General features: G+C 73.4%; 14 protein-coding genes. 5 read left to right on the top strand and 9 right to left on the bottom strand.

The annotated features are described in order from the left end of the window. Positions 1 to 73: 73 nt before the first annotated feature. The 3 genes from ACFV1L_RS04165 to ACFV1L_RS04175 form a co-directional block, all read right to left on the bottom strand. Positions 74 to 1,561: a maltokinase gene (locus ACFV1L_RS04165; RefSeq protein ID WP_380362681.1), complete on the bottom strand. Its 1,488-nt coding sequence runs from the start codon at positions 1,559 to 1,561 to the stop codon at positions 74 to 76. A 270-nt stretch (positions 1,562 to 1,831) separates the two neighbouring features. Then, a complete protein-coding gene (gene treS / locus ACFV1L_RS04170) occupies positions 1,832 to 3,550 on the bottom strand; it encodes a maltose alpha-D-glucosyltransferase (protein WP_380362683.1) in 1,719 nt (572 codons plus the stop codon). Next, positions 3,547 to 5,502 (bottom strand): alpha-1,4-glucan--maltose-1-phosphate maltosyltransferase, encoded by a 1,956-nt coding sequence (locus ACFV1L_RS04175; protein ID WP_380362806.1) that lies wholly within the window; start codon positions 5,500 to 5,502, stop codon positions 3,547 to 3,549. Before ACFV1L_RS04175 ends, treS begins: the two co-directional genes overlap by 4 nt. A 991-nt stretch (positions 5,503 to 6,493) precedes the next feature. Here ACFV1L_RS04175 and glgP point away from each other — a divergent pair. After that, a complete protein-coding gene (gene glgP / locus ACFV1L_RS04180) occupies positions 6,494 to 9,175 on the top strand; it encodes an alpha-glucan family phosphorylase (protein ID WP_380362684.1) in 2,682 nt (893 codons plus the stop codon). A gap of 246 nt (positions 9,176 to 9,421) precedes the next feature. Here the strand turns inward: glgP and ACFV1L_RS04185 are convergent, their stop codons facing one another. The 4 genes from ACFV1L_RS04185 to ACFV1L_RS04200 form a co-directional block, all read right to left on the bottom strand. Then, entirely contained in the window at positions 9,422 to 11,143 is a 1,722-nt protein-coding gene (locus ACFV1L_RS04185; protein ID WP_380362686.1) for an ABC transporter ATP-binding protein, read from the bottom strand. Beyond that, positions 11,140 to 12,858: an ABC transporter transmembrane domain-containing protein gene (locus tag ACFV1L_RS04190; protein WP_380362688.1), complete on the bottom strand. Its 1,719-nt coding sequence runs from the start codon at positions 12,856 to 12,858 to the stop codon at positions 11,140 to 11,142. Before ACFV1L_RS04190 ends, ACFV1L_RS04185 begins: the two co-directional genes overlap by 4 nt. 95 nt (positions 12,859 to 12,953) lie before the next feature. After that, complete coding sequence (locus ACFV1L_RS04195; RefSeq protein ID WP_380362690.1) at positions 12,954 to 14,330, bottom strand: hypothetical protein; 1,377 nt, start codon at positions 14,328 to 14,330, stop codon at positions 12,954 to 12,956. A 151-nt stretch (positions 14,331 to 14,481) separates the two neighbouring features. Then, entirely contained in the window at positions 14,482 to 15,879 is a 1,398-nt protein-coding gene (locus ACFV1L_RS04200) for a hypothetical protein (RefSeq protein WP_380362691.1), read from the bottom strand. A 173-nt stretch (positions 15,880 to 16,052) separates the two neighbouring features. Between ACFV1L_RS04200 and pnuC the strand changes: the two genes are divergently transcribed. Next, the gene (pnuC, locus tag ACFV1L_RS04205) at positions 16,053 to 16,628 is read left to right on the top strand and encodes a nicotinamide riboside transporter PnuC (RefSeq protein ID WP_380362693.1); all 576 of its coding nucleotides are present in this window, start codon (positions 16,053 to 16,055) and stop codon (positions 16,626 to 16,628) included. After that, positions 16,625 to 17,683, top strand: coding sequence for an AAA family ATPase (locus tag ACFV1L_RS04210; RefSeq protein ID WP_380362695.1), 1,059 nt, complete (start codon positions 16,625 to 16,627; stop codon positions 17,681 to 17,683). Before pnuC ends, ACFV1L_RS04210 begins: the two co-directional genes overlap by 4 nt. Positions 17,684 to 17,720: 37 nt before the next feature. Here the strand turns inward: ACFV1L_RS04210 and ACFV1L_RS04215 are convergent, their stop codons facing one another. After that, positions 17,721 to 19,553, bottom strand: coding sequence for an ABC transporter ATP-binding protein (locus ACFV1L_RS04215; protein ID WP_380362697.1), 1,833 nt, complete (start codon positions 19,551 to 19,553; stop codon positions 17,721 to 17,723). Further along, the gene (locus tag ACFV1L_RS04220) at positions 19,550 to 21,394 is read right to left on the bottom strand and encodes an ABC transporter ATP-binding protein (protein WP_380362699.1); all 1,845 of its coding nucleotides are present in this window, start codon (positions 21,392 to 21,394) and stop codon (positions 19,550 to 19,552) included. Before ACFV1L_RS04220 ends, ACFV1L_RS04215 begins: the two co-directional genes overlap by 4 nt. Positions 21,395 to 21,698: 304 nt before the next feature. Between ACFV1L_RS04220 and ACFV1L_RS04225 the strand changes: the two genes are divergently transcribed. Together ACFV1L_RS04225 and ACFV1L_RS04230 are read left to right on the top strand one after the other, a co-directional pair. Continuing rightward, on the top strand, positions 21,699 to 23,108 hold the full coding sequence (locus ACFV1L_RS04225; protein WP_380362701.1) for a family 2B encapsulin nanocompartment shell protein: 1,410 nt from the start codon (positions 21,699 to 21,701) through the stop codon (positions 23,106 to 23,108). A 27-nt stretch (positions 23,109 to 23,135) separates the two neighbouring features. After that, complete coding sequence (locus tag ACFV1L_RS04230) at positions 23,136 to 24,329, top strand: family 2 encapsulin nanocompartment cargo protein terpene cyclase (protein ID WP_380362703.1); 1,194 nt, start codon at positions 23,136 to 23,138, stop codon at positions 24,327 to 24,329. Positions 24,330 to 24,334 lie beyond the last annotated feature (5 nt).

Below are 24,334 nucleotides of genomic sequence, written 5' to 3' on the forward strand. Positions count from 1 at the left end.
CAGGATTCCTGCGGACGGGGACGGGTTCGGTGCCGGGAGAGCGGGCCGCCCGGCCGGACGGCCGGGCGGCCGGTCAGACGGAGTCGGCCAGGCGGTTGATCGCGGCCAGCGGGATCGGCAGCCAGCCCGGCCGGTGCCGCGCCTCGTACACCACCTCGTACACGGCCTTGTCGATCTCCAGGGCGCGCATCAGCTCCGGCGACGCGGACGGGTCGGCACCGCCGCCGGCCGTGTAGCCGGCGCAGTACGCGGCCCGGTTGCGGGCCGCCCAGGCGGCGGCCAGGTGGGCCAGGTGCGGGTCCTGGGCGGGGGAGCCGGCCAGCAGGTGGGCGGCCGCGTAGTCGAAGGAGCGGAGCATCGCGGCGACGTCGCGCAGCGCGGGCTGCGGCAGCCGGCGTTCGGCCAGCGGCTTGGCCGGCTCGCCCTCGAAGTCCAGCAGCACCCAGCCCTGCGGGGTGCGCATGGCCTGGCCGAGGTGCAGGTCGCCGTGGATGCGCTGGACCGGCAGCCCGTCCAGGTGGGCGTCCGTCAGCTGCTGGAACGCGCCGCGCAGGGCGGAGCGGTAGCGCAGCAGGCCGGGGACGGCGGCGACCGCCGAGTCCAGCCGGTCGGCCATCGCGCCGGCCAGTTCGGCGATCCGCGGCCGGTCGAGGCGGGCGGTGGGCATCGAGCGGGCCAGCACCCGGTGCACCTCGGCGGTGGCCCGGCCCAGCCGGTGCGCCTCGATGGCGAAGTTGCCCGGCGACGGGTCGCCCTTCAGCCGGGCGACCTGGTCGAGCGCCAGCTCCCAGCCGTCCTCGGCGTCCGGCAGGTAGCGCTGCAGCAGGCCCAGGGTGGCGGGCTCGGCGCGCTCCATCCGGCACTCGAACCAGGCGGCGACCCGGGGGATGCGGGTCGAGCCGGCCCGGGACAGCGCCAGGGACAGTTCCAGGTCGGGGTTGGTCCCGGGACTGATCCGGCGGAACAGCTTCAGGATGAAGGCGGTGTCGTAGATCACCGAGGAGTTGGACTGCTCCGCGGTGGACGCCCGCCCCGGCAGGTTGCCGGGCAGGCCCGGCCCGGGGGTGCGGCGGAAGGACAGCGAGCCGAACCGGTCGCCGGTGGCCAGGTGCTCCAGCAGGCGGCCCGTCAGCTCCGGGTCGTGGACCGCGTCGTAGAGCACCGCGCCGTCGTAGGTGCCGCCCGTCAGCCGGCCCAGCACCGCCGGCCGCCCGACCGCCGCGGGCCGGTCCGAGCGGATGCCCAGCAGCAGCTGGTACACGTCGCCGGGGCCGCCGGCCGCGCCGCCGTGGTCCACCCGCAGCAGCAGGTGCAGCAGGGCCGGGTCGCCGACCTGGAGCGGCGTGCCGATCACCGGCACGAGCGCGGCGATCGGCCGGCCCTTGCCGGCGTACCAGCGCTGGGTGGGGAGCCAGTCGGCGATCAGCGGCAGGGCCGACTGGACCAGCTCGCTGACTCCCGCGGCGGTTCTCCGGACCCCCGGCGCCCGCGTCCCGACCGGCCCGGGGGCGGCGGACGGATCGTGGTGCAGGTGGGCTCGAGAACGGGAGGTTTCGGACATGACTCCCTTTCCCCGGAAGCGGGCGGCTGCCCGACGGATCGTGGCCGGGCCCTTCACTCTTCCGGATTTCGACGGCGCGGCGGCGACGGCACGCGAGCCACGGGCTCGGTGTCACGCCTTCGTGTGGATGGCCGTTGGGCTGTTCTCCGTACGCGGTGGTGCGAAGACCTCCGGGGGCGCGCGACGCGGCTTGCGCGCCCACGGAGGGGGTGTCCCGATCGGGGCCTGGGGGATCGTCGGTGCGTGGGCGTGGCGCGGCGGCTCCCGCCGCTAGGCCGCCCCGGCCGCCTTCGCCGGGGACTGCCGCAGCTGGAACCAGTAGAAGCCGTGGCCGGCCAGCGTCAGCAGGTACGGCCACTCGCCGATGGTGGGAAAGCGCACGCCGCCGATCAGCTCGACCGGGTACCGCCCCCCGTACTGCCGCAGGTCCAGTTCGGTCGGCTGCGCGAACCGCGAGAAGTTGTTCACGCACATGACCAGGTCGCCCTCGTACTCGCGCACGAAGGCCAGCACCGCGGGGTTGCTGGAGGGCAGCTCGGTGTAGCTGCCGAGGCCGAACGCGGGGTTGAGCTTGCGGATCTCGATCATGCGACGCGTCCAGTGCAGCAGCGAACTCGAACTGCTCTGCTGCGCTTCGACGTTGGTCACCTGATAGCCGTACACCGGATCCATGATGGGCGGCAGACTGAGCCTGCCCGGGTCGGCCGAGGAGAAACCCGCATTGCGGTCCGGCGTCCACTGCATCGGGGTGCGCACGCCGTCCCGGTCGCCGAGCCAGATGTTGTCGCCCATGCCGATCTCGTCGCCGTAGTACAGGACCGGGCTGCCGGGCAGCGAGAGCAGCAGCGCGGTGAACAGCTCGACCTGGTTGCGGTCGTTCTCCAGCAGCGGGGAGAGCCGGCGGCGGATGCCCACGTTGGCCCGCATCCGCGGGTCCTTCGCGTACTCCGCGTACATGTAGTCGCGCTCCTCGTCGGTGACCATCTCCAGGGTCAGCTCGTCGTGGTTGCGCAGGAAGATGCCCCACTGGCAGCCGGACGGGATCTCCGGGGTCTTCGCCAGGATCTCCGACACCGGGTAGCGGGACTCCCGGCGGACCGCCATGAAGATCCGCGGCATCACCGGGAAGTGGAACGCCATGTGGCACTCGTCGCCGCCGGAGCCGAAGTCGCCGAAGTAGTCGACCACGTCCTCCGGCCACTGGTTGGCCTCGGCGAGCAGCACGGTGTCCGGGTAGTTGGCGTCGATCTCCTTGCGGACCATCCGCAGGAAGTCGTGCGTCTCCGGCAGGTTCTCGCAGTTGGTGCCCTCCCGGGCGTACAGGTACGGCACCGCGTCCAGCCGGAAGCCGTCGATGCCGAGGTCCAGCCAGAACCGCAGGGCCGCCATCACCTCCTCCTGCACCCGCGGATTGTCGTAGTTCAGATCCGGCTGGTGGCTGAAGAACCGGTGCCAGTAGTACTGCTTGCGGACCGGGTCGTACGTCCAGTTGGAGGTCTCGGTGTCGACGAAGATGATCCGCGCGTCCGGGTACTGCTTGTCGTCGTCGGCCCACATGTAGAAGTCGCCGTACGGGCCCTCCGGATCGCTGCGGGAGGCCTGGAACCACGCGTGCTGGTCGCTGGTGTGGTTCACCACGAAGTCGATGATCACCCGCATGCCGCGGGCGTGCGCCGCGTCGACGAACTCCACGAAGTCGGCCAGGTTGCCGAACTCCGGGAGCACCGACTGGTAGTCCGAGACGTCGTAACCGCCGTCCCGCAGGGGGGAGTTCATGAACGGGGGCAGCCAGAGGCAGTCCACACCCAGCCACTGGAGGTAGTCGAGCCGCGAGGTGAGCCCCTTGAGGTCACCGACGCCGTCGCCGTTGCTGTCCTGGAACGAACGCACCAGGACCTCGTAGAAGACCGCGCGTTTGAACCACTCGGGGTCGCGGTCCCGGGCGGGGGTGTCGGCGAAGGTGTCGGGGACGGGCTCGTTGACTGTCACTGCGGGTTCCTCCGAACCGTGAGGAGGTGGGCCGGCCCGGAAGAGGGATCGAGCCGGACGTAGTTGTGACGGCCCCAGGCGTACGTCGCGCCGGTCAGCTCGTCGTGCACCGTCAGCGGCCCCGGCACGTCGAGCGTCACCGTGGCCTCCTGGACGTGGTGCGGGTCCAGGTTGACCACGCAGATCACCTGGTCCTCCAGGCCGTCCTCGGTGACGGCGGTCTTGGAGAACGCGAGGATCCGCTCGTTGTCGACGGGGTGGAAGCGCAGGTCCCGCAGCTGCTGGAGCGCGGGGTGCCGGCGGCGCAGCCGGTTCAGGGCGGTCAGCAGCGGCGCGAGGGTGTCCTGCCGGGACCAGTCGCGCGGCCGCAGCTCGTACTTCTCCGAGTGCAGGTACTCCTCCGAACCGGGCCTGGCGGGCTCGTTCTCGAACAGCTCGAAGCCCGCGTACACGCCGAAGGTCGGCGACAGCGTCGCCGCCAGCACCGCGCGCACCGCGAACGCCGCCGGACCGCCGGTCTGCAGGTACTCGGGCAGGATGTCCGGGGTGTTGGCGAAGAAGTTCGGCCGCATGTACGCGGCGGCGTCGCCCGCCAGCTCGGTCAGGTACTCGGTCAGCTCGGCCTTGGTGTTGCGCCAGGTGAAGTACGTGTAGGACTGGTGGAAGCCGATCTTGCCCAGGGTGTGCATCATCGCCGGGCGGGTGAACGCCTCCGCCAGGAACAGCACGTCGGGGTCGGTGCGGGCGATGTCCGCGAGGACCTTCTCCCAGAAGTTCACCGGTTTGGTGTGCGGGTTGTCGACGCGGAAGATCCGCACCCCGTGGCCCATCCAGAACCGCAGGATCCGCACCGTCTCGCGGACGATGCCGTCGAAGTCCTGGTCGAAGTTGACGGGGTAGATGTCCTGGTACTTCTTCGGCGGGTTCTCCGCGTACGCGATGGTGCCGTCCGCCCGGTGGCTGAACCACTCCGGGTGCTTGTGCACCCACGGGTGGTCCGGCGAGCACTGCAGCGCGAAGTCCAGCGCCACCTCCAGGCCCAGCGCGCCCGCCTCCGCCACGAAGTGGTCGAAGTCCTCCAGCGTGCCCAGGTCGGGGTGGACCGCGTCGTGCCCGCCCTCCGGGGAGCCGATCGCCCACGGCGAGCCGACGTCCCGCGGACCCGCCGTCAGGGAGTTGTCCGGGCCCTTGCGATGGGCCCGGCCGATCGGGTGGATCGGCGGCAGGTACACCACGTCGAAGCCCATCGCGGCGACCGCGGGCAGCCGCTCGGCGGCCGTCCGGAACGTGCCGGAGACCGGCGCCTCCACCCCGTTCGGGTCGACCACCGCGCCCTCCGAGCGCGGGAAGAACTCGTACCAGGCGCCGAACAGCGCCCGCTTGCGGTCCACCTGGAGCGGCTGCGGGCGGGTCGAGGAGACCAGCTCGCGCAGCGGGAAGCGGGCCAGCAGCGCCGTCACCTCCGGGACCAGCGCCGCCGCGTAGCGGCTCAGCGGCGGCAGGCCGGGGTCGCGCAGCGCGTCCACCGCGGCCAGCACCTGGGCCCGGCCGTCCTTCTTCGGCACCCCGGCGGCGGCCCGCTCCAGCAACTGGGCGCCCTCCTCCAGCACCAGCGCGGTGTCGATCCCGGCCGGCAGCTTCACCGCCGCGTGCTTGCGCCAGGTGGCCACCGGGTCGCTCCACGCCTCCACCAGGTACGACCAGCGGCCCGGCGCGGTCGGCGTGACGTACGCGCCCCAGCGGTCGCTGCCCTCGGACAGCTCGCGCATCGGCGTCCACGGGCCGGACCGGCCGCGCGGGTCGCGCAGCACCACGTTGGCCCCCACCGCGTCGTGGCCCTCCCGGAAGACCGTGGCGGAGACCAGGAAGCGTTCGCCCTCCACGGCCTTGGCCGGACGCCGGCCGGCGTCGACGAGCGGGGTCACGTCAAGGACGGGGATGCGGCCGATCACGGTGTCGCTCTCTGTCGTGGTGCGGGTGGGACGGGCCGGCCGGGCGGGCGCGGCGCGCTTCGCGGACGGGGACGCCGCGGACTTGCGGCCGGCCGGCGGGGTGTCGGAGGGGTTCGCCGCCGGGGAGGCGGTGGCGGCGGGCGCCTTGCCAGTGGGTGCGGCGGCCGCCGCGGACCTGACGGTGGTGGTCCGTTTCGACGCGGCCTTGCGCGGGGTGCCCGCGGCGCGCTTCGCGGCCGGTGCGGCCGTCCGCCTGCGGGCCGCCGCGGTGCGCGGGGCCGGCACCGGGGGTTCCCCGGTCGACGGTCCGTCAGGGGTGTGGTCCGTCGGCACCGTGGACTGGTCCCGCGTGTCGCCGTGCATGCCAAGCTCCTGCCCGAGATCGGCGGCAGCTCTCCCGGCGGGCGACGCCGGGAGAGTACCGGGAGGACTGCTGGGTGAGGAAGGACGTGCGGCCGGTGTCGGCGCCGCGCCGACGGGCCCGGCCGCCCCGCCCGCACGGCCGCCGCAGCGCCGGACGCGCGTGACCCGGCGCACGTCGCTCGGTGCACGCCCCCGCATGACCCAACTCACCGGAAAACGACCGGCCAGGGAACAAGGACACGCGAAGACACGGCTACTGGGGCCGAATGGGCTAAAGGAGGTGAGGGCACGTCAGAACCGGAACAGCACCGGCCGGAGGCAGCGGGCGACGACCGTCCGATCGTGCACCGGCGGCACCCACGACCTTGTTGCATCCTCGCATTCCGGGCAAGGGCTACGGGCGGGTAGGCGCGCGGTTTCAGCCGGTATGCAGCGACGGAACAGGCCTCCACCACACCTCCGTCCCCAGGAGTTCACACCCGACGGCGCGTCCGTTCCCAGCCTGCGCCCCCCGTGCGCCGGGATTTGCCACCACGCGCCCGAAACGATCTCAACGCTGCTCCGAACGGGTGGGGCGACCGCAAGTTGACGCCCTGTCAGGCCCGCTCCCGGGTCTACGCTTCAAGTCGTGAAGGCAATTCGCAGGTTCACCGTCCGCACCGTCCTGCCCGAACAACTGCAGCCACTGCACGAGCTCGCGCTGAACCTCCGCTGGTCCTGGCACTCCGAGACCAGGGAACTGTTCCGCTCCGTCGACCCGGACGTCTGGGCCGCCGTCGGAGAGGACCCGGTCCGCCTGCTCGGCGAGGTGCCCGCCGCCCGGCTGGCCGCGCTGGCCACCGACCGGCGCTTCCTGCGCCGGCTCGGCGACCTGGCCGACGACCTGCGCGACTACCTCACCGGCCCGCGCTGGTACCAGTCCGCGAACGACCTCGGCGGCGAGCCGCCCGCCGGCATCGCCTACTTCTCGCCCGAGTACGGCATCGCCGCAGCCCTCCCGCAGTACTCCGGCGGCCTCGGCATCCTGGCCGGCGACCACCTCAAGGCCGCCTCCGACCTCGGCGTCCCGATCATCGGCGTCGGCCTCTTCTACCGGCACGGCTACTTCCGGCAGTCCCTCAGCCGGGACGGCTGGCAGCAGGAGCGCTACCCCCTGCTCGACCCCGACGCGCTCGCCGTCACCCTGCTCCGCGAGACCGACGGCACCCCCTGCCGGATCGACCTCGCCCTGCCCGGCGGCCGCACCCTCGCCGCCCAGGTGTGGCGCGCCCAGGTCGGCCGCGTCCCACTGCTGCTGCTCGACTCCGACATCGAGGCCAACACCCCCGCCGAACGCGACGTCACCGACCGGCTCTACGGCGGCGGCAGCGAACACCGGCTGCTGCAGGAAATACTGCTCGGCATCGGAGGCGTCCGCGCCGTCCGCACCTACTGCCGCCTCACCGGCCACCCCGAACCCGAGGTGTTCCACACCAACGAGGGCCACGCCGGCTTCCTCGGCCTCGAACGGATCGCCGAACTCACCACCGCCCACCCCGGCCTCGGCTTCGCCGACGCCCTCGAAGCCGTCCGGGCCGGCACCGTCTTCACCACCCACACGCCCGTCCCCGCCGGCATCGACCGCTTCGACCGGGAGCTGATCGCCCGGCACTTCGGCGGCGACGCGGCCCTGCCCGGCGTCCCCGTCGACCAGGTGCTCGCCCTCGGCGCCGAGAACTGGACCGGCGGCGACCCCAAGCTGTTCAACATGGCCGCCATGGGCCTGCGGCTCGCCCAGCGCGCCAACGGCGTCTCCACCCTGCACGGCGCCGTCAGCCGGGAGATGTTCCGCGGACTGTGGCCCGGATTCGACGCGCCCGAGGTCCCGATCACCTCCATCACCAACGGCGTGCACGCCCCCACCTGGATCGACCCCGCCGTCGTCCGGCTCGGCGCCACCGAGATCGGCCAGGAACGCGCCGAGGAAGCGATGGCCGTCGGCACCGCGAGCCAGTGGACCGGCCTCGAACGGATCGGCAACTCCGAAGTCTGGGAACTGCGCCGAACCCTGCGCGCCCAACTCGTCGACGAGGCCCGCCGGCGGCTGCGCGCCTCCTGGCAGCAGCGCGGCGCCGGCGAGGCCGAACTCGGCTGGACCGGCACGGTGCTCGACCCCGACGTCCTCACCATCGGCTTCGCCCGGCGCGTCCCGTCCTACAAGCGGCTCACCCTGATGCTCCGCGACCCGGCCCGGCTGCGCTCCCTGCTGCTGCACCCCGAGCGGCCCGTGCAGATCGTCGTCGCCGGCAAGGCGCACCCCGCCGACGACGGCGGAAAACGACTCATCCAGCACCTCGTCGCGTTCGCCGACGACCCCGCCGTGCGGCACCGGATCGTCTTCCTGCCCGACTACGACATGGCGATGGCCAAGGCCCTCTACCCCGGCTGCGACGTCTGGCTGAACAACCCGCTCCGCCCGCTCGAAGCCTGCGGCACCTCCGGCATGAAGGCCGCGCTCAACGGCTGCCTCAACCTGTCCATCCTGGACGGCTGGTGGGACGAGTGGTACGACGGCCAGAACGGCTGGGCCATCCCCACCGCCGACGGCGGCACCGGCGAGGGCGTGCTCGACCCCGAGAGCAAGGAGGCCGAGCGGCGCGACGACATCGAGGCCGCCGCGCTGTACGACCTGATCGAGCACCAGGTCGCCGCCCGCTTCTACGACCGCGCCGCGGACGGGCTGCCGCACCGGTGGATCTCGATGGTCCGGCACACCCTGGTGACGCTGGGGCCGAAGGTACTGGCCGGACGGATGGTCCGGGAGTACGTGGAGCGGCTCTACGTACCCGCGGCGGAAGCCCGGCGGCAGCTGGCCGGGGACGCCTCCGACCACGCCGGGGCGAAGGCCCTCGCGGCCTGGAAGGCCACCGTCCGCGACGCGTGGCCCTCGGTCCGGGTCGAACACGTCGAGGCGGACGGCGTCGGGGAGGCCCAGGAACTCGGCGCGACGCTCGCCCTGCGGGTGCAGGTCGCGCTCGGACGGCTCCGACCGGAGGACGTCGAGGTCCAGGTCGTCGCCGGGCGGGTCGACGAGAGCGACCGGATCTCGGAGGCGACGACACTCGCACTGAAGCCGGCCTCCGGCTCCGGCGGGACCGATCTCGACGGCCGGGTGCGGTACGAGGGCCACCTCGAACTGTCGCGGACCGGGCCGTTCGGGTACACGGTGCGGGTGCTCCCGGCCCATCCCCGACTCGCCTCCGGCGCGGAACTGGGGCTGGTGGCGGTACCGGTGGAGCCGGGGGGACTTGAGGCGGGGGTGCTGCGCTGACCTCTCGGGGCGAGAAGCGAGAAGCGAGGGGCGAGGGGCGAGGGGCGCGGGGCGAGGGGCCCGGGGCTCGGGGAACGGCGGGTTGTGGCGGAGCTCAAGGCGGGGGCCCGAAACTACGGGGCCCTTCTGCGCCCTGTGGAGCGCCAGCAGACTCGGCCTCGCCGTTCCCCGAGCCCCTGGCGGGGCTCTCGCTTGCCGTTCCCCTGGTAGGTCCGTTGGCGGGGCTCTCGCCGTTTCCCCTGTGGGTCAGCCCTGCCAGGAGTGCCAGAGGCGGGCGTAGGGGCCGTCGGTGGTGAGGAGGGTCTGGTGGGGGCCGAGGTCGGTGAGGCGGCCCTGGGTGAGGACGGCCACGCGGTCCGCGTCGTGGGCGGTGTGGAGGCGGTGGGCGATGGCGATGACGGTGCGGCCGGTGAGGGTGGCGGCGAGGGCGCGTTCGGCGGTGCGGGCGGCGGTGGGGTCGAGGAGGGCGGTGGCCTCGTCGAGGATCAGGGTGTGGGGGTCGGCCAGGATGACGCGGGCGAGGGCGAGTTGCTGGGCCTGGGCGCCGTCGAGGCGGGTGGTGGAGCCGAGGTCGGTGTCGAGGCCGTCGGGGAGGTCGTGGTGCCAGCCGACGGCGTCGAGTGCGGCGGTCAGGGCGGGGTCGTCGGCGTCGGGGGCGGCGATCCGCAGGTTGTCGCGGAGCGTGCCGAGGAAGACGTGGTGTTCCTGGGTGATCAGGACGACCTGACGGCGCAGCCGTTCGGGGGAGAGGTCGGCGAGCGGGACGCCGCCGACCGTGACGGTGCCGGTGCGGGGGCGGTCGATGCCGGCCAGCAGGCGGCCGAGGGTGGTCTTGCCGGAGCCGGAGGGGCCGACCACGGCGAGGCGTTCGCCGGGGCGCAGGTCGAGGTCGAGGCCGTGCAGGACGTCCGGTCCGTCGGGGTAGGCGTAGCGGACGCCGGTGACCCGGATCCGGTCGTCGGCGGGTTCGCGGGCGGCGGGCGGGGCGGGTGAGGGGACGGTGGCGAGGCCCTCGATGCGGGCGTACGCGGCGGTGCTGCTCTGCACGGTCTCCAGCAGGACGACGATGCTGTCGAGCGGCTCCTCGATGCGGCGCAGGTACAGGACGGCGGCGACGGCCGAGCCGAGGGTGACGGTGTGGTGGGCGACCAGCAGGGCGCCGAGCGGGAGGACCAGGACGACGGGCAGCGTGTACGAGAGGTTGATGACGGCGAAGAAGCGCAGGCGGAGGTGGAGGGTGCGCAGCCGGGCGCGGTTGGCGGTGTCGATGGCGCGGTGGCCGGCGGCGAGCCGCTGCCGGCCGAGGCCGAGGGCGTCGACGGTGCGGGCGCCGTTCGCGGTGGCGGAGAGGGTTTCGGCGAGGCCGGCGCCGGCGGCCCGGTCGGCGAGGTAGGCGGCGCGGGCGCGGCGCAGGTACCAGCGGGCGCCGAGGGAGATGCCGACGACCCCGAGGAGGCCGCAACCGCCCAGCAGGGGGCTGACGGTGAGGAGCGCGCCGAGGATGAACAGGCACTGGGCGGCGGCCACGAAGAGTTCCGGCGCGGCGTCCCGGAGGGTCTCGCCGACGGCGGTGGCGTCGGTGGTGCCGCGTGAGGTGAGGTCGCCGGTGCCGGCGCGTTCGGCGGTGGCGGCGGGCAGGGCGAGGACCCGGTCGAGGAGTTGTTCACGGACCCGGGCGGCGGCCCGCTCGCCGAACCGGTGGGCGAGGTACCGGGCCTGACGGCCGGTGAGGATCTGGGCGGCGGCGCAGCCGAGCAGCAGCAGGCCGAGCCGGTCGATGGAGGCGGTGCCGGCGTGGTCGGTGACCCGGTCGATGATCCGGCCGAGCAGCCAGGGCCCGGCGAGGCCGAGCAGGGCGGCGAGGCCGTTGAGGGCGAGGACGGCGGCGAAGGCGCGGCCGTCCTCGCGGACCAGCCGGGCGGCGGCCCGCCGGACCTGGCGGGTGGTGGCGATCGGCAGGGTGCTCATCGGGCCTCCTCGGGGGCGGGGCCGGGGCCGCGGGTGACCAGGGCGTGGTATCCGGGCTGGGTGCGGAGCAGTTCGCGGTGGGTGCCGCTGGCGGCGACCTTGCCGTCCACCAGGTAGTGGACGGTGTCGGCCTGGTCGAGCAGCAGTGGGGAGGTGCTGGTGAGGGCGGTGGTGCGGCCGGTGCGGGCGGCGCGCAGTCCGGCGGCCATCGCGGCCTCGGTGTGGGCGTCCACCGCGGAGGTCGGTTCGACGGCCAGCAGGACGTCCGGGTCGGCGGTCAACGCCCGGGCCAGGCGCAGCCGTTGGCGCTGTCCGCCGGACAGGTTGCGGCCGTCGGCGGCGATCGGGGCGTCGAGCCGGCCGCCCAGCGAGGTGAGGACGTCGAGGGCGGCGGCGGAGTCGAGTGCGGCGAGCAGGGTGTCGTCGGGGGCGTCGGTGCGGCCGCGGACGGTCTCCCGGAGGGTGCCGGCGAACAGGGCGGCCTCGTTCTCGGCGAGGGTGATCCGGGCCCGGACGTCGGCGAGCGGCAGGTCGGCGAGCGGCGTGTCGCCCCAGTCGGCGGTGGTGGGGGCGAGGCGGGCGAGGCGTTCGGCGACGGCGGCGCTGTCGGCGGGGCGGGCGGCGGCGAGCACGGTCAGTTCACCGGGTGCGAGCCGGACGCCGGACTCGTGGTCGGTCAACTCGGCGTCCGCGGAGGGGAGTCGGGCGGTTCCGAGGTCCGGGTCGGGCGGCAGGTTGAGGAAGTCGGTGATCCGGCGGGCGCAGACCAGGGCGCGGCCGATGTCCTGGCTGTTCTCGATCAGGAAGTAGACCGGGGCGACCAGGACGGCGGCGTACGCGAACACCGCGGCCAGTTGGCCGGGCGTCAACTGCCCCTCGGTGGTGAGCCGGGCGCCGAGCCAGGTGACGGCGGCCAGCAGCAGGACCGGCAGTCCGCCGCCGAGGGCCTGGATCCAGCTGACGGCGGCGCCGACCCGGTAGCCCTCGGCGCGCAGGGCCTGCGAGTCGGCCCGGTAGCGGGCCGCGAACTCGTCCTTGCCGCCGAGGCCGTTCAGCACCCTGAGGCCGCCGGCGAGGTCCTCGAAGCGGGCGGTCAGCCGGCCCTGGCGGTCGCGGAAGCGGTGTTCGGCGAGCTGTTGGCGGGCCAGCAGCGGACGGAGCGTCAGGGCGAGGACGGGCAGGCCGAGCAGGACGGTCAGGGCCAGCAGCGGGGAGAGGGTGAGCAGGATCGCGGCGACCGTCAGGTAGCAGACCACCGCGCCGACGCCGGGGCCGATGAAGGTGAGCGCGATGGCGATCCGGGAGACGTCGGAGATGCCGATGGTGACGACCTCGCCGGCCGCGACCTGGCGGGGCAGTGCGGCGCCGAGCCGGACGCTGTGCCGCAGCACCGCGGCGATGGTGCGGAAGGAGGCGTCGTTGCGGACCATCGTCATGGTGCGGTGCCGGCACCAGGCGAGGACCAGGTTCAGCAGGCCGAAGGCGAGCATGGCCGCGGACCAGCCGAGCACCGCCCCGGTCCGGCCCGGCCGCAGTCCGTCGTCGACGGCCCGGGAGAGCAGGTAGGGCTGGACGGTCAGGCCGAGCATCCAGCTGGTGCCGTAGAAGGTGCCGGCCAGTGAGCGGCGGCGCTGGCTGCGCACCAGCCACCAGAGGAAGCGGAGCGGGCTGCGGGCGTCGGGGGTGCCGGGGTGGCCGGCGGTCGGGTCGTCCACGGCCCGAGGCTAGAGGGCGGGGCCGGAGCGGGTCGATCGATTTCCGCCGGGTGCGGGCCGGGCCCCGGCGCGGTGCGCCGGGGCCCGACGGGGCGTCAGTTGACGCCGAACCAGTAGTACGTGTCGGCGAGTTGGACGCCGTCCTTGGTGGTGGCGTGCACCACCAGGTAGTACCAGCCGCTGTACGGCGGGGTCCAGGCGACGTCCAGCTCGCCGTGCTTGCCGGCGGGGACGGTGGTGGGCTGGTCGCTCCAGCCGAAGGCGTAGGTGTAGCTCGCGATCTGCGACGCCTCGGTCTTCGGGGCGAAGTGGAAGGTGCCGGGGACGGCCGCGCTGCTGGTGTTGGCCGGGAACTGCGCGGAGGTCACCGTGGTGGTGCTGTCCGTCTCGTCGCGCCACCAGTTGCGCTGGCTGGTCCAGCCGTTGGCGCTGAGGGAGGAGACCATCATGGTCTCGCCCGGTGCCAGGGCGAGCGTGGTGGTGGCGACGCCGCTCGACTCGGCGGGGAGGACGACCGGGTCCTGGCTGCCGAAGCGGGTGATGCTGTAGCTGACCACGGGGCTGGCGGCCTGGACGCCCGGGTCGGGAGTGAACTTGAAGGTGACCGGCTTGCCGTACGGGGCGTTCGACAGCGCGGTGATCTTCGGGGCGTCGGCCTTGATCCGGATCCGGTAGTGGTAGGTCGGCGACGGGTTCATCGCGCGGTCGACGCTGCGGACGTACAGGTCCTGGATCCAGCTGGGACTGCGGGGCATCAGGTCGACCGAGGCGGTGCCGCCGAGGGTGTCGGCCCGGACCGCCCACTTCGGGTCGGCGAAGGGGTCGTTGTAGTGCGGGATGCCGTGCTCGCCGATGTCGGCGCCGGAGACGGAGAAGACGCCGTCCCAGGAGTACTGGAAGCCGACGATGTCGGAGACGCCGTTCGAGCCGAGCTCCAGGTGGATCGGCGCACCGCCCTGACTGGCCTGGTCCTCCGGGTAGTTGGGGGAGACCACGGTCGGTGCCTGGCTCGGGAAGGTGTCGTCGGCCAGGACGTAGCAGGAGGCCGTCCAGTCGGAGGCCGCGCCGTTCGACGGGTCGACGGTGCGGGCCTGCCAGGCGTACGTCGAACCGTCGACGAGGCCGGGCAGCTCGGCCGTCGCCTCGTAGCCCGGGGTGCTCCAGGTGCGCTCGACGGTGGCGATCTGCGTCGGGTCGGCGACCGGCCAGTACCGGAACTGCTCGGTCAGGTAGTACGCGGACGGGCTGGTGTGGCTCGGGATGCCCTCGACCGTGACGCCGCTGCCGCGGCCGGCCACCACCAGCGGCGCGTTCGGGTCCGTGGCGCACGGCTGGTAGGCGTTGTACAGGTCGGTCGGCACGTTCGGCGTGCCCGTGGCGGCTCCGGCCGCGCCGGGGACGAGCAGTGCCAGGGTGAGGCCGGCGCCGGCCGCCAGGGCGACGCGGGCATGCGCTCTCGGTGAAGTCCTCATGGGTGATCCCCCTCCGTGGGAGCCCGCTCGACGCCGGGGAGGCGGTGCGGGCGCGGGAAGCGTACTGCATGCGATCGATCAGCCGGGGGGAATATTCGCAGACCTGTGCGAGAAGTCAGGCCCCGGCGGGCGGCCGGGGCCTGACGACACCTCAGTTGACGGTGAAGCTGTAGTCGCCGGCGGTGAGGTTCACGCCGTCCTTGGTGGTGGCCCAGGCGTAGAGGTCGCCCCAGCCGCTCTCGGTCGGGGTGTAGGTGAGGTCGGCCTCGCCGTGCGCGCCGGCCGGGACGGTGGCCGTGTGGGCGCCCCAGTCGAACGAGTAGGTGTAGCTGGCGATCTGCGAACCGCTGATCTTCGGGGCGAGGTGGAACACGCCGGGCGTGCCGACCGTGCCCGCGCCGTCCTCGGGGAAGTCGGTGGAGGTGATCGTCGGGCTGGTGTCGAGGTAGCCGCCCCACTGGCCCGCCGAGCTGATCCAGCCGTTGGCGCTGGTGCTGGTGACGTCCAGGAGGTCGCCCAGCGGGCTGTTCAGCAGCAGGGTGGTCTCGGCGCTGCCGTCGGCGCCGGCCGGGACGACCGTGGTCGTGCCGGTGCGGGTGTTCTTGACGGTGTAGGAGGTCACCGGGCTGATCGCCTGCACCCCCGGGTTCGGGTCGAACCGGAAGGTGACGGGCTTGCCGAACAGCGGCGAGTGGGACAGCTGCGTGACGGTCGGCGGGGTCGGGCTGATGAAGATCCGGTGCTGGACGGCCGGCCCCGGGTTCCCGGCCCGGTCCAGGCTGCGCACCGAGAGCGTCACCGGCCCGCTGGACATCCCGGCCGGCGGGGTCAGGCGCACCGTGGCCGGGCCGCCGACGTAGTCGGCGCGGACGCCGTACGGCGGGTCGGCGTTGTACGGGGTGGTGAGGACCGGGATGCCGTGGTCGCCGTCGTGCGCGACGTAGGGGGCGTAGAAGTCGCCCCGGAAGCTGTACTGGTAGCCCGCGACGTCGGCCACGCCGTTCGGGTCGAGGCGGTACTCGATCGGCGCTCCGCCCGGAGCCCACTGGCCGTCGGGGTAGCCGGGCGTGCTGACGACGGGGGCGGCGGACGGCGCGGTGTCGTCGGCGGTGACGTAGCAGGAGGCCGTCCAGTCGGAGGCCGCGCCGCTCGCCGGGTCGACGGTGCGGGCCTGCCAGGCGTAGGTGGTGCCGGCGGCCGGGTTGAACGTGGCGAGCGCCTCCCATCCGGGCCTGGCCCAGGTGTTCTCCACGGTGGCGACCTGGGTGGGGTCGGTGACCGGCCAGGACCGGAACTGCGCGGTCAGGCGGGTGACCGCGGGGTCGGTGGAGCCGGTGATCGCCTCGATCCGACCGGCCCAGCCGCTGCTGGAGAAGACCGGCGCGGCCGGGTCGGTGGAGCAGGGCTCGTTGGCGTTGTAGAGGTCGGTCGGGGTGTTCGGCGTGCCGTCGGCGGCGTGCGCGGCGCCGGGGACGAGCAGTGCCAGCGAGAAGGCGGTGGCGGTGGCGGTCAGGGCGACGCGGACGCGTCTGCCCGGCAGGTGCCTCATGCGGGTTCCCCCCTGTGGTGGTGCCCACGAGCTGGTCCGGTGGTGGGCGGGGGAAGCGTACTGAGCACGAACGGACCGGCGGAACGTTTTTGCGAAGTCATGAGGAACGCGCTTGTGGACGCCGGCCGCGCCGGTTATCGTCACTTCGACACAAAGCCCGGAAGGGGGCACACATGACGGAGTGGCTGGGGTTCGTCACCGGCGCCATCTGCGTATGGCTGACCGTGCGGACCAACGTGTGGACCTTCCCGGTCGGCATCGCCAACAACGGCTTCTTCCTGGTCGTCTTCGCCACCGCCGGCCTGTACGCCGACGCCGGGCTCCAGGTGGTCTTCCTCGCGCTCGCCGCGCACGGCTGGTGGCAGTGGCTGCGCCGCGACACCGCCGGCGAGCGCCTGACGGTCCGTCGCGGCGGACCGCGGATCCTCGCCGCGGCCATCGGCGCGGTGATACCCGCGACCCTCCTGCTGACCTGGCTGCTGACGGCCGTCCACGACACCGCGCCCTTCCTCGACGCGCTCACCACCGCCCTCTCGCTCGCCGCCCAGTGGCTGCTGAACACCAAGCGGATCGAGAACTGGTACCTGTGGATCGCCGCCGACCTGATCTACATCCCGCTCTACGCGGCGAAGGGCCTCTACCCCACCGCCGCCGTGTACGTGCTGTTCCTCGGCCTGTGCCTGTACGGCCTGCACACCTGGAACCGGGAAGCCGCCGGCCGCCCGGCCGCGACGGCGGTGGCCGCGTGAACCTCTTCCACCACGCCCTGGTCATCGGCAAGTTCTACCCGCCGCACGCCGGCCACCACTTCCTGATCCGCAGCGCCGCCGACGCCGCCGAACACGTCACCGTGGTCGTGATGGCCGCCGACGCCGAGACCGTCCCGCTGGCCGACCGGGTCGCCTGGATCCGCGAGGTCTGGCACGGCGAACCCCACGTGCGGGTGGTCGGCACCGTCGACAACATCCCCGTCGACTACGAGGACCCGGACATCTGGGACGGCCACGTCGCCCTGATGCGGGCCGCGCTGCGCCCCGGCGACAGCATCGACGCGGTCTTCTCCTCCGAGGACTACGGGTACGAACTCGCCCGCCGCTTCGACGCCGCACCCGTGGTGCTCGACGTCGACCGGGCCACCTTCCCGGTCTCCGGCACGGCGGTCCGGGCCGACCCGGCCGAGCACTGGGCGGACCTCGAACCCGCCGTCCGGGCCGGACTCGCCCGGCGGGTGGTCGTCCTCGGCGCGGAGTCCACCGGCACCACCACGCTCTCCCGCGACCTCGCCCACGCGCTGCGGGCCCGCGGCGGCGTCCACGCGCTCACCGGCTGGGTCCCCGAGTACGGGCGGGAACTCACCGCCGCGAAGCTCGCCGCCGCCCGGGGCTGGGCGGCCGTGGTCGGCGCGGTGCCCCCGACGGTCGATCAACTGGAATGGGACGAGCGGGACTTCGCCCTGGTCCGCAAGCGGCAGGCGGAGGCCGAGGAACGGGCGGCGAGAGCCGGCGGGCCGGTCCTGGTCTGCGACACCGACCTGCTGGCCACCGCCGTCTGGGAGGAACGCTACTGCGGGGGCACCCGGCCGGAGACCTGGGCGGCGGCCGCCGGGCAGCCGCGGCGCGAGCTCTACGTCCTGACCTCGCACGAGGGCGTCGTGTTCGAGGACGACGGGCTGCGGGACGGCGAGCACCTGCGGGAGTGGATGACCGGGCGGTTCCGCGAGGTGCTCGCCGCGAGCGGGCAGCGGTGGATCGAGGTCCGGGGCAGCCGGGAGGAGCGGGTCGCGGCGGTGCTGCGGGAACTGTGAGGGGCGACGGAGGACCCTGCCGGGGCCTTCCGTTCCCCTACACGAGGCTGTCCTTCCAGGTCCGGTGGAGGGTGGCGAAGCGGCCCTCGTCGGCGATGAGCGCGGCCGGGGTGCCGTCCTCGACGATGCGGCCCTGGTCCATGACCAGGACGCGGTCGGCGATCTCGACGGTGGACAGGCGGTGGGCGATGATCACGGCGGTGCGGCCGGCCAGGACGGTCCGCATGGCGCGCTGGACGGCCTGTTCGCCGGGGACGTCCAGCGAGGACGTCGCCTCGTCGAGGATCAGCACCGCCGGGTCGGCGAGCAGGGCTCGGGCGAAGGCGACCAGCTGGCGCTGGCCCGCGGAGATGCGGCCGCCGCGCTTGCGGACGTCGGTGTCGTAGCCGTCCGGGAGGGCGGAGATGAACTCGTGGGCGCCGATCGCGCGGGCCGCGGCCTCGATCTCGGCGCGGTTGGCGTCCGGCTTGCCGACGGCGATGTTCTCGGCGACCGTCCCGGAGAACAGGAAGGACTCCTGGGTGACCATCACGACGCCGGCCCGCAGGTCGGCGGTGCTGAGGTCGCGCAGGTCGGTGCCGTCGAGGGTGACGGAGCCGGCGGTCGGGTCGTAGAACCGGGCCAGCAGCTTGGCCAGGGTGGACTTGCCCGCGCCGGTCGCGCCGACCACGGCGGTGGTCTGCCCGGCGGGCAGCACGAGGTCGAACTCGGGCAGGACCTCCTTGCCGTTGGCGTAGGCGAACCGGGTGCCGCGGAAGGCGACTTCGCGGCCCTTGCCGGTCGCCGCGGGCAGCTCGGCGGGCTCGGCGGGCTCGGGGACGGACGGCTCGTGGGCCAGCAGGCCGGACATCTTCTCCAGGGCGGCGGCCGCCGACTGATAGCTGTTCAGGAACATCGCCAGCTGGTCGATCGGGTCGTAGAGCCGGCGCAGGTACAGCACGAAGGCGGTGAGCACGCCGAGTTCGAGGCTGCCGTCGCTGACCAGCAGCGCGCCGAGGACGACCACGGCGGTGATCCAGACGTTGGCGGTCATCCGGGACAGGAAGACGTACCGGGCCATCTCCAGCAGGCCGTCCGCGGTGGCGGTGGCGGACTGCTGGTTGACGGTGTCGAAGGCCCGGTTGTTGGCGGACTCGCGGCGGAACGCCTGCACCGGGCGGATGCCGTTCATCGTCTCGGTGAAGCGGACGATCAGCGCGGCCACCGCGGTGCGGGAGCGGCGGTAGACCTGCTGGGAGCGGCGCCGGAACGAACGGATGATCAGGTACATCGGCAGGAAGGACACCAGGGCGGCCAGGCCCAGGCGCCAGTCCATCAGGATCAGCACCACCGTGATGTAGCCGACCGACAGACAGACCATCAGGAGTTCCTGCAGGCCCTCGGCGAGCAGTTCGCGCAGGGTGTCCACGTCGCTGGTGGCGCGGGAGATGATCCGGCCGGAGGTGTAGCGCTCGTGGAAGTCCAGGCTGAGCCGCTGGGCGTGCCGGAAGATCCGGCCGCGCAGGTCCAGCAGGATGTCCTGGTTGATCCGGGCGGCCAGCCGGATGAAGGCGCGCTGCAGCAGGGTGGCGACCACCGCGCAGCCCAGGTAGGCGGCGGTGACGGCGATCAGCGGGCCGGAGTCGTGGTCGCGCAGCGCGGGTATGCCGCGGTCGATGGCGTAGGCGACCAGCAGCGGCCCGGCCTGCAGGGCGGCCTGCTGGAGCAGGACGGCGAGCACGGCGACGGCGATCCGGCGGCGGTGCGGGGCGAGCAGCGAGCCGAGCAGGGCGCGGGGCGCGCCGGGCGGGACGGGGATGTCCTGGTCGTCGGTGGCCGCGGGGAGCAGGTCGTCCTCTTCGACGGCGGGTTCGGCGACGGCGGTGGTCATCGGGCCAGCGCCCCTTCCAGTTCGGATTCGCCGGACATCAGGGCCCGGTAGGCGGGACAGGACTTCAGGAGCTCCTGGTGGGTGCCGACGGCGGTGATCCGGCCGTCGGCGAGCAGCGCGACCCGGTCGGCGAGCAGCACGGTGGACGGGCGGTGCGCCACGACCAGCGCGGTGGTGTCGGCGAGGACCTGCCGCAGGGCGCGCTCGACGAGGGCCTCGGTGTGCACGTCGAGCGCGGACAGCGGGTCGTCGAGGACCAGGAAGCGGGGCTCGCCGACCACCGCCCGGGCCAGCGCGAGGCGCTGGCGCTGGCCGCCGGACAGGCTCAGGCCCTGCTCGCCGACCTCGGTGTCGAGGCCCTCGGGGAGCTTGTCGACGAAGCCGGCCTGCGCGGTGGCGAGGGCACGGGCGAGCCGCTGCTCGTCGGCCCCGGGGGCGCCCATCAGCACGTTCTCCCGGACGGTGGCGGAGAACAGGGTGGGCTCCTCGAACGCGACGGCGACCTGACGGCGCAGTTCCTCGCGCGGCAGGTCGCGGATGTCGGTGCCGTCCAGCGTGATGGCCCCGGCGGTGGGCTCGTACAGGCGGGGGAGCAGCGCGGTGAGGGTGGTCTTGCCGCTGCCGGTGGCGCCGACCAGGGCGAGCGTCTCGCCGGGGCGGATGTGCAGGTCGATGCCGGCCAGCAGGTCGGGGCTGTCGGCCGGGGCGTCGGGATAGCGGAACCGGACGCCGGTGAAGCGGATGCCGCGGTCGTCCGACGGGTCGTCACCGGTGGGGAGGTCGGCCGGCTCCGGCTCGTCCATCACCTCGAAGTAGCGGTTGGCGGCGCTGGCGGCCTCGGCGGCGAAGCCGAGCAGCCAGCCGATCGACTCGACCGGCCAGCGCAGGGCGAGCGCGGTGGAGAGGAAGGCGACCAGGGTGCCGGCCGAGAGTTCGTCGTGGGCGACCAGGACGGCGCCGGCGGCGAGGGCGCCGCCGAGGGCGAGCTCGGGCAGGCCGACGATGACCGCCCACAGGTTGCCGAGCAGGCCGGCCTTGCGGAGTTCGGTCTCGCGCAGTTCGGCGCTGTGCCGGCGGAACTCCTCGGCCATGGTGCGGTGCCGGCCGAAGGCCTTGAGGATGCGGATGCCGAGCACCGACTCCTCGACCACGGTCGCCAGGTCGCCGTTCTGGTCCTGGGCGAGCCGGGAGGCGGCCGAGTAGCCGGCCTCGAAGCGGCGGGTGTAGATCATCAGCGGGATCGCGGGGATCAGCGTGATCAGGGCGAGCCGCCAGTCCAGCACGAACATCAGCGCGGTGCCGGTGAGGAAGACCGTGGAGTTGACCACCAGGAAGACCAGCGGGAAGGCCAGGAACAGCCGCATCACGAACAGGTCCGAGGTGGCCCGGGAGAGCAGCTGCCCGGACGGCCAGCGGTCGTGGAAGGAGATCGGCAGCCGCTGGAGCTTCGCGAACAGGTCGCCGCGGAGCCTGGTCTCCACCTTGGCGAGCGGGCGGGCCACGATGATCCGGCGGACGCCGAACAGGCCCGCCTCGGCGAGGCCGAGGAGCAGCAGGGCGACGGCGAGCGGCCACAGCCCGGCCAGGTCGTGGTGGGCGACCGGCCCGTCCACGATCTTGCGGAGCACGACGGGCACGGCCAGCACGCTGAGCGAGGCGAGCCCCGCGGCGGCCATCGACCCGAAGATCCGCCAGCGGGCCTCGCGGGCGTACGGCCACAGGCGCAGCAGCGAGCGCACCGGCGACCGGGGTACCGGTGTGGGTGAACCGTCGGTGACGCCGGTTGACGAGGTGTTCGAATCCGCGGGGGTGGGCGGAGCGGGGTTCTGGTTCTCGGCCATCGCCGAGAGGGTAGACACAGCCGCTGACATTTCTCACCCGGTTTTTTGCTGCTGTCGATGAGATCCGGCCAGGCGGGAGGGGGCGTCAGATCCGTGCCGACGCGCCCCGGTGCGCCGTTCGAGTGGCCGCACGGCGCGGCCGGCCACCCCCTGGCGCGGGGGCGCACGTCCATGGAGACCCGGCGCGAGGGGCGCACGTCTGCCAACTACCCGCTACGAGCGCCGCCTTGCAGGCCCCCCGGCACCTCAGTGTCTGATCTGGCCGAGTGATCGCGGTGGATCACCGGACCCGCAGGAGAGCCGCATGACGGTCGAGACCGAGCCCACCCCGGACGTGCAGGCCCCGGCGCAGCACAGCCTGAGCACCGCAGCGGCGCGCAACCTCGCCACCACCACCAAGTCCAGGCCGCAGATGCAGGAGATCAGCTCGCGCTGGCTGCTGCGCAAACTGCCCTGGGTGCACGTCTCGGCCGGCACCTACCGGGTCAACCGCCGGCTCTCCTACGCGGTCGGCCGCGGCCGGGTCTCCTTCGTGCAGACCGGCCGGGAGGTCAGGGTCGCCGCGCCCACCCTGCGCGAAGTCCCGGTGCTGCGCGGCTTCGACGACGGCGTGGTGCTGGAGCAGATCGCCGCGCGCTTCGTGCAGCGCGACTTCCACGCCGGCGAGGTGCTGATCCAGCAGGGCGCCCCGATCACCGAGGTGTACCTGATCGCGCACGGCAAGGTCGAGCGGATCGGCACCGGCAAGTACGGCGACGACACCGTGCTCGCCGTGCACGCCGACGGCGACCACATCGGCGACGAGGCGCTGAACGTGCCCGACGGGCGCTGGCCGTACACCGTGAAGGCCGCCACCGCCGGCACCGCGATGTCGCTGCCCTGGCCCGCCTTCCAGGAGATCGCCGACCGCTCCCCGGCCCTGCAGGCGCAGATCGCCGCCCACCTCGCCGGGCAGGCCGCGGCGCAGAACGAGCTCGGCGAGGCCGAGATCGGCATGTCGGCCGGCCACCACGGCGAGCACGACCTGCCCACCGCCTACGTCGACTACGAACTCGGCCCCCGCGAGTACCAGTTGAGCGTCGCCCAGACGGTGCTGCGGGTGCACAGCCGGGTCGCCGACCTGTACAGCCGACCGATGGACCAGACCGAGGAGCAGCTGAAGCTGACCGTCGAGGCGCTGCGCGAGCGCCAGGAGCACGAGATCGTCAACAACCCCGAGTTCGGGCTGCTCGCCAACTGCGCCTTCGACCAGCGGATCCAGACCCACGCCGGCGCGCCCACCCCCGACGACCTGGACGAGCTGCTCGCGATGCGCCGCGACACCGACTACCTGTTCGCCCACCCGAAGGCGATCGCCGCGTTCGGCCGGGAGGCCAACCGGCGCGGCGTCTACTTCTCCACCGCCGAGGTGGCCGGCCACCGGGTGCCCGCCTGGCGCGGCGTCCCGCTGCTGCCCTGCGGCAAGATCCCGGTCCGCGGCGGGACCAGCTCGATCATCGCGATGCGCACCGGCGAGCACAACCAGGGCGTGGTCGGCCTCACCCAGGTCGGCATCCCCGACGAGGTCGAACCCGGCCTGAACGTCCGCTTCATGGGCATCGACGAGAAGGCCGTCGTCAACTACCTGGTCTCCGCGTACTACTCCGCCGCCGTGCTGGTCCCCGACGCGCTGGGCGTGCTGGAGAACGTCGAGGTCGACCACCCGCGGTCCTGAACGCCCCCACGCTGAAAGGCGGCCGACATGCCCTCCCTGCTCACCCGGACGCTCGCCCCGCACGGCACCCACGAGTTGGCGGCGCTGGTCTCCGCCATCCTCACCCACCCCGAGCGCCCCGCGCCCGGACGGCTCACCTGGCACGCCCCCGGCCCCACCGGCCTCGGCACCAGCGGGCTGCTGACGCACCGTCCGACCGCCCCGAACCGGACCACCGGAGCGACCGACGACATCGTCCGGGACGCCCCCGCCGCCCGGCCGATCACCAACGGCAAGGCCCCGGCGCTGTACTGCCCGCCCGCGATGCGCGACGACCCGGCGCTCGGCGACCTGGTCAACGAGCGGCTGATCGAGTGGGCCGAGCAGATCGGCATCTACCCCGGCCGCACCGACATGCTGCGCAAGGCCAACTTCGGCCGCCTGATGATGCTCGGCCACCCCGAGACCGACGACCCCGACCGGCTGCTGGCCGCCGCCAAGTGCGGGCTGGCCGAGTGGGCGGTGGACGACCACATCGTCGACGCCGAGGTCGAGGAACCGCAGCACGAGGTGCTCGGCCGGCGCCTGGCGATCTGCCACTCCACCATCGACCAGGCCCACCTGCCGCGCCGCTACGCCCCCCAGCTGGAGGCGCAGGTCCAGCGAGACCCGGTCGCCAAGGCGCTCCGCTCCGCCCTCGACGGCCTGTCCCCGTACGCCAGCTGGAACCAGGTCCGGCGGCTGCGGCACGAGCTGGCGATCATGTTCGTGGCGTACGGCCAGGAGGGCATGTGGCACACCACCGGGCACCGCCCGCCGGTGTGGGAGTACCTGATGCACCGTCACGAGAACTCGTTCATCCCGTGCATGGTGCTGGTCGACGCGATCGCCGGCTACGAGGTCCCGCAGGCCGAGTTCGCCGACCCCGCCGTGCGCCGCGCCTTCACCCTGGCCGGCACCGCCACCGTGCTGATGAACGACCTGTACTCGATGGGCAAGGAAGACCCGAGCGACTTCAGCCTGCCGATGCTGATCGCCACCGAGGAGGGCTGCTCGCTGGAGGAGGCCGTCCGGCAGAGCGTGCAGATCCACGACGAACTGATGCACACCTTCGAGGCCGAGGCCTCCGCCCTCGCCCTGACCGGCTCGCCCGAGCTGCGCCGCTTCCTGGCCGGCGCCTGGGCCTGGGTCGGCGGCAACCGCGAGTGGCATGCGGGCAGCGCCCGCTACCAGACCGACTGACCCCC

The organism is Kitasatospora sp. NPDC059646 (genome assembly GCF_042734615.1).
Classification (GTDB): Bacteria; Actinomycetota; Actinomycetes; order Streptomycetales; family Streptomycetaceae; genus Kitasatospora.

Coding starts and splice junctions, on each gene's coding strand:
- ACFV1L_RS04165 (WP_380362681.1), bottom strand. CDS start 1,561: ATGTCCGAAACCTCCCGTTCTCGAGCCCACCTGCACCACGATCCGTCC.
- ACFV1L_RS04185 (WP_380362686.1), bottom strand. CDS start 11,143: ATGAGCACCCTGCCGATCGCCACCACCCGCCAGGTCCGGCGGGCCGCC.
- ACFV1L_RS04195 (WP_380362690.1), bottom strand. CDS start 14,330: ATGAGGACTTCACCGAGAGCGCATGCCCGCGTCGCCCTGGCGGCCGGC.
- ACFV1L_RS04200 (WP_380362691.1), bottom strand. CDS start 15,879: ATGAGGCACCTGCCGGGCAGACGCGTCCGCGTCGCCCTGACCGCCACC.
- pnuC (WP_380362693.1), top strand. CDS start 16,053: ATGACGGAGTGGCTGGGGTTCGTCACCGGCGCCATCTGCGTATGGCTG.
- ACFV1L_RS04215 (WP_380362697.1), bottom strand. CDS start 19,553: ATGACCACCGCCGTCGCCGAACCCGCCGTCGAAGAGGACGACCTGCTC.
- ACFV1L_RS04220 (WP_380362699.1), bottom strand. CDS start 21,394: ATGGCCGAGAACCAGAACCCCGCTCCGCCCACCCCCGCGGATTCGAAC.
- ACFV1L_RS04225 (WP_380362701.1), top strand. CDS start 21,699: ATGACGGTCGAGACCGAGCCCACCCCGGACGTGCAGGCCCCGGCGCAG.
- ACFV1L_RS04230 (WP_380362703.1), top strand. CDS start 23,136: ATGCCCTCCCTGCTCACCCGGACGCTCGCCCCGCACGGCACCCACGAG.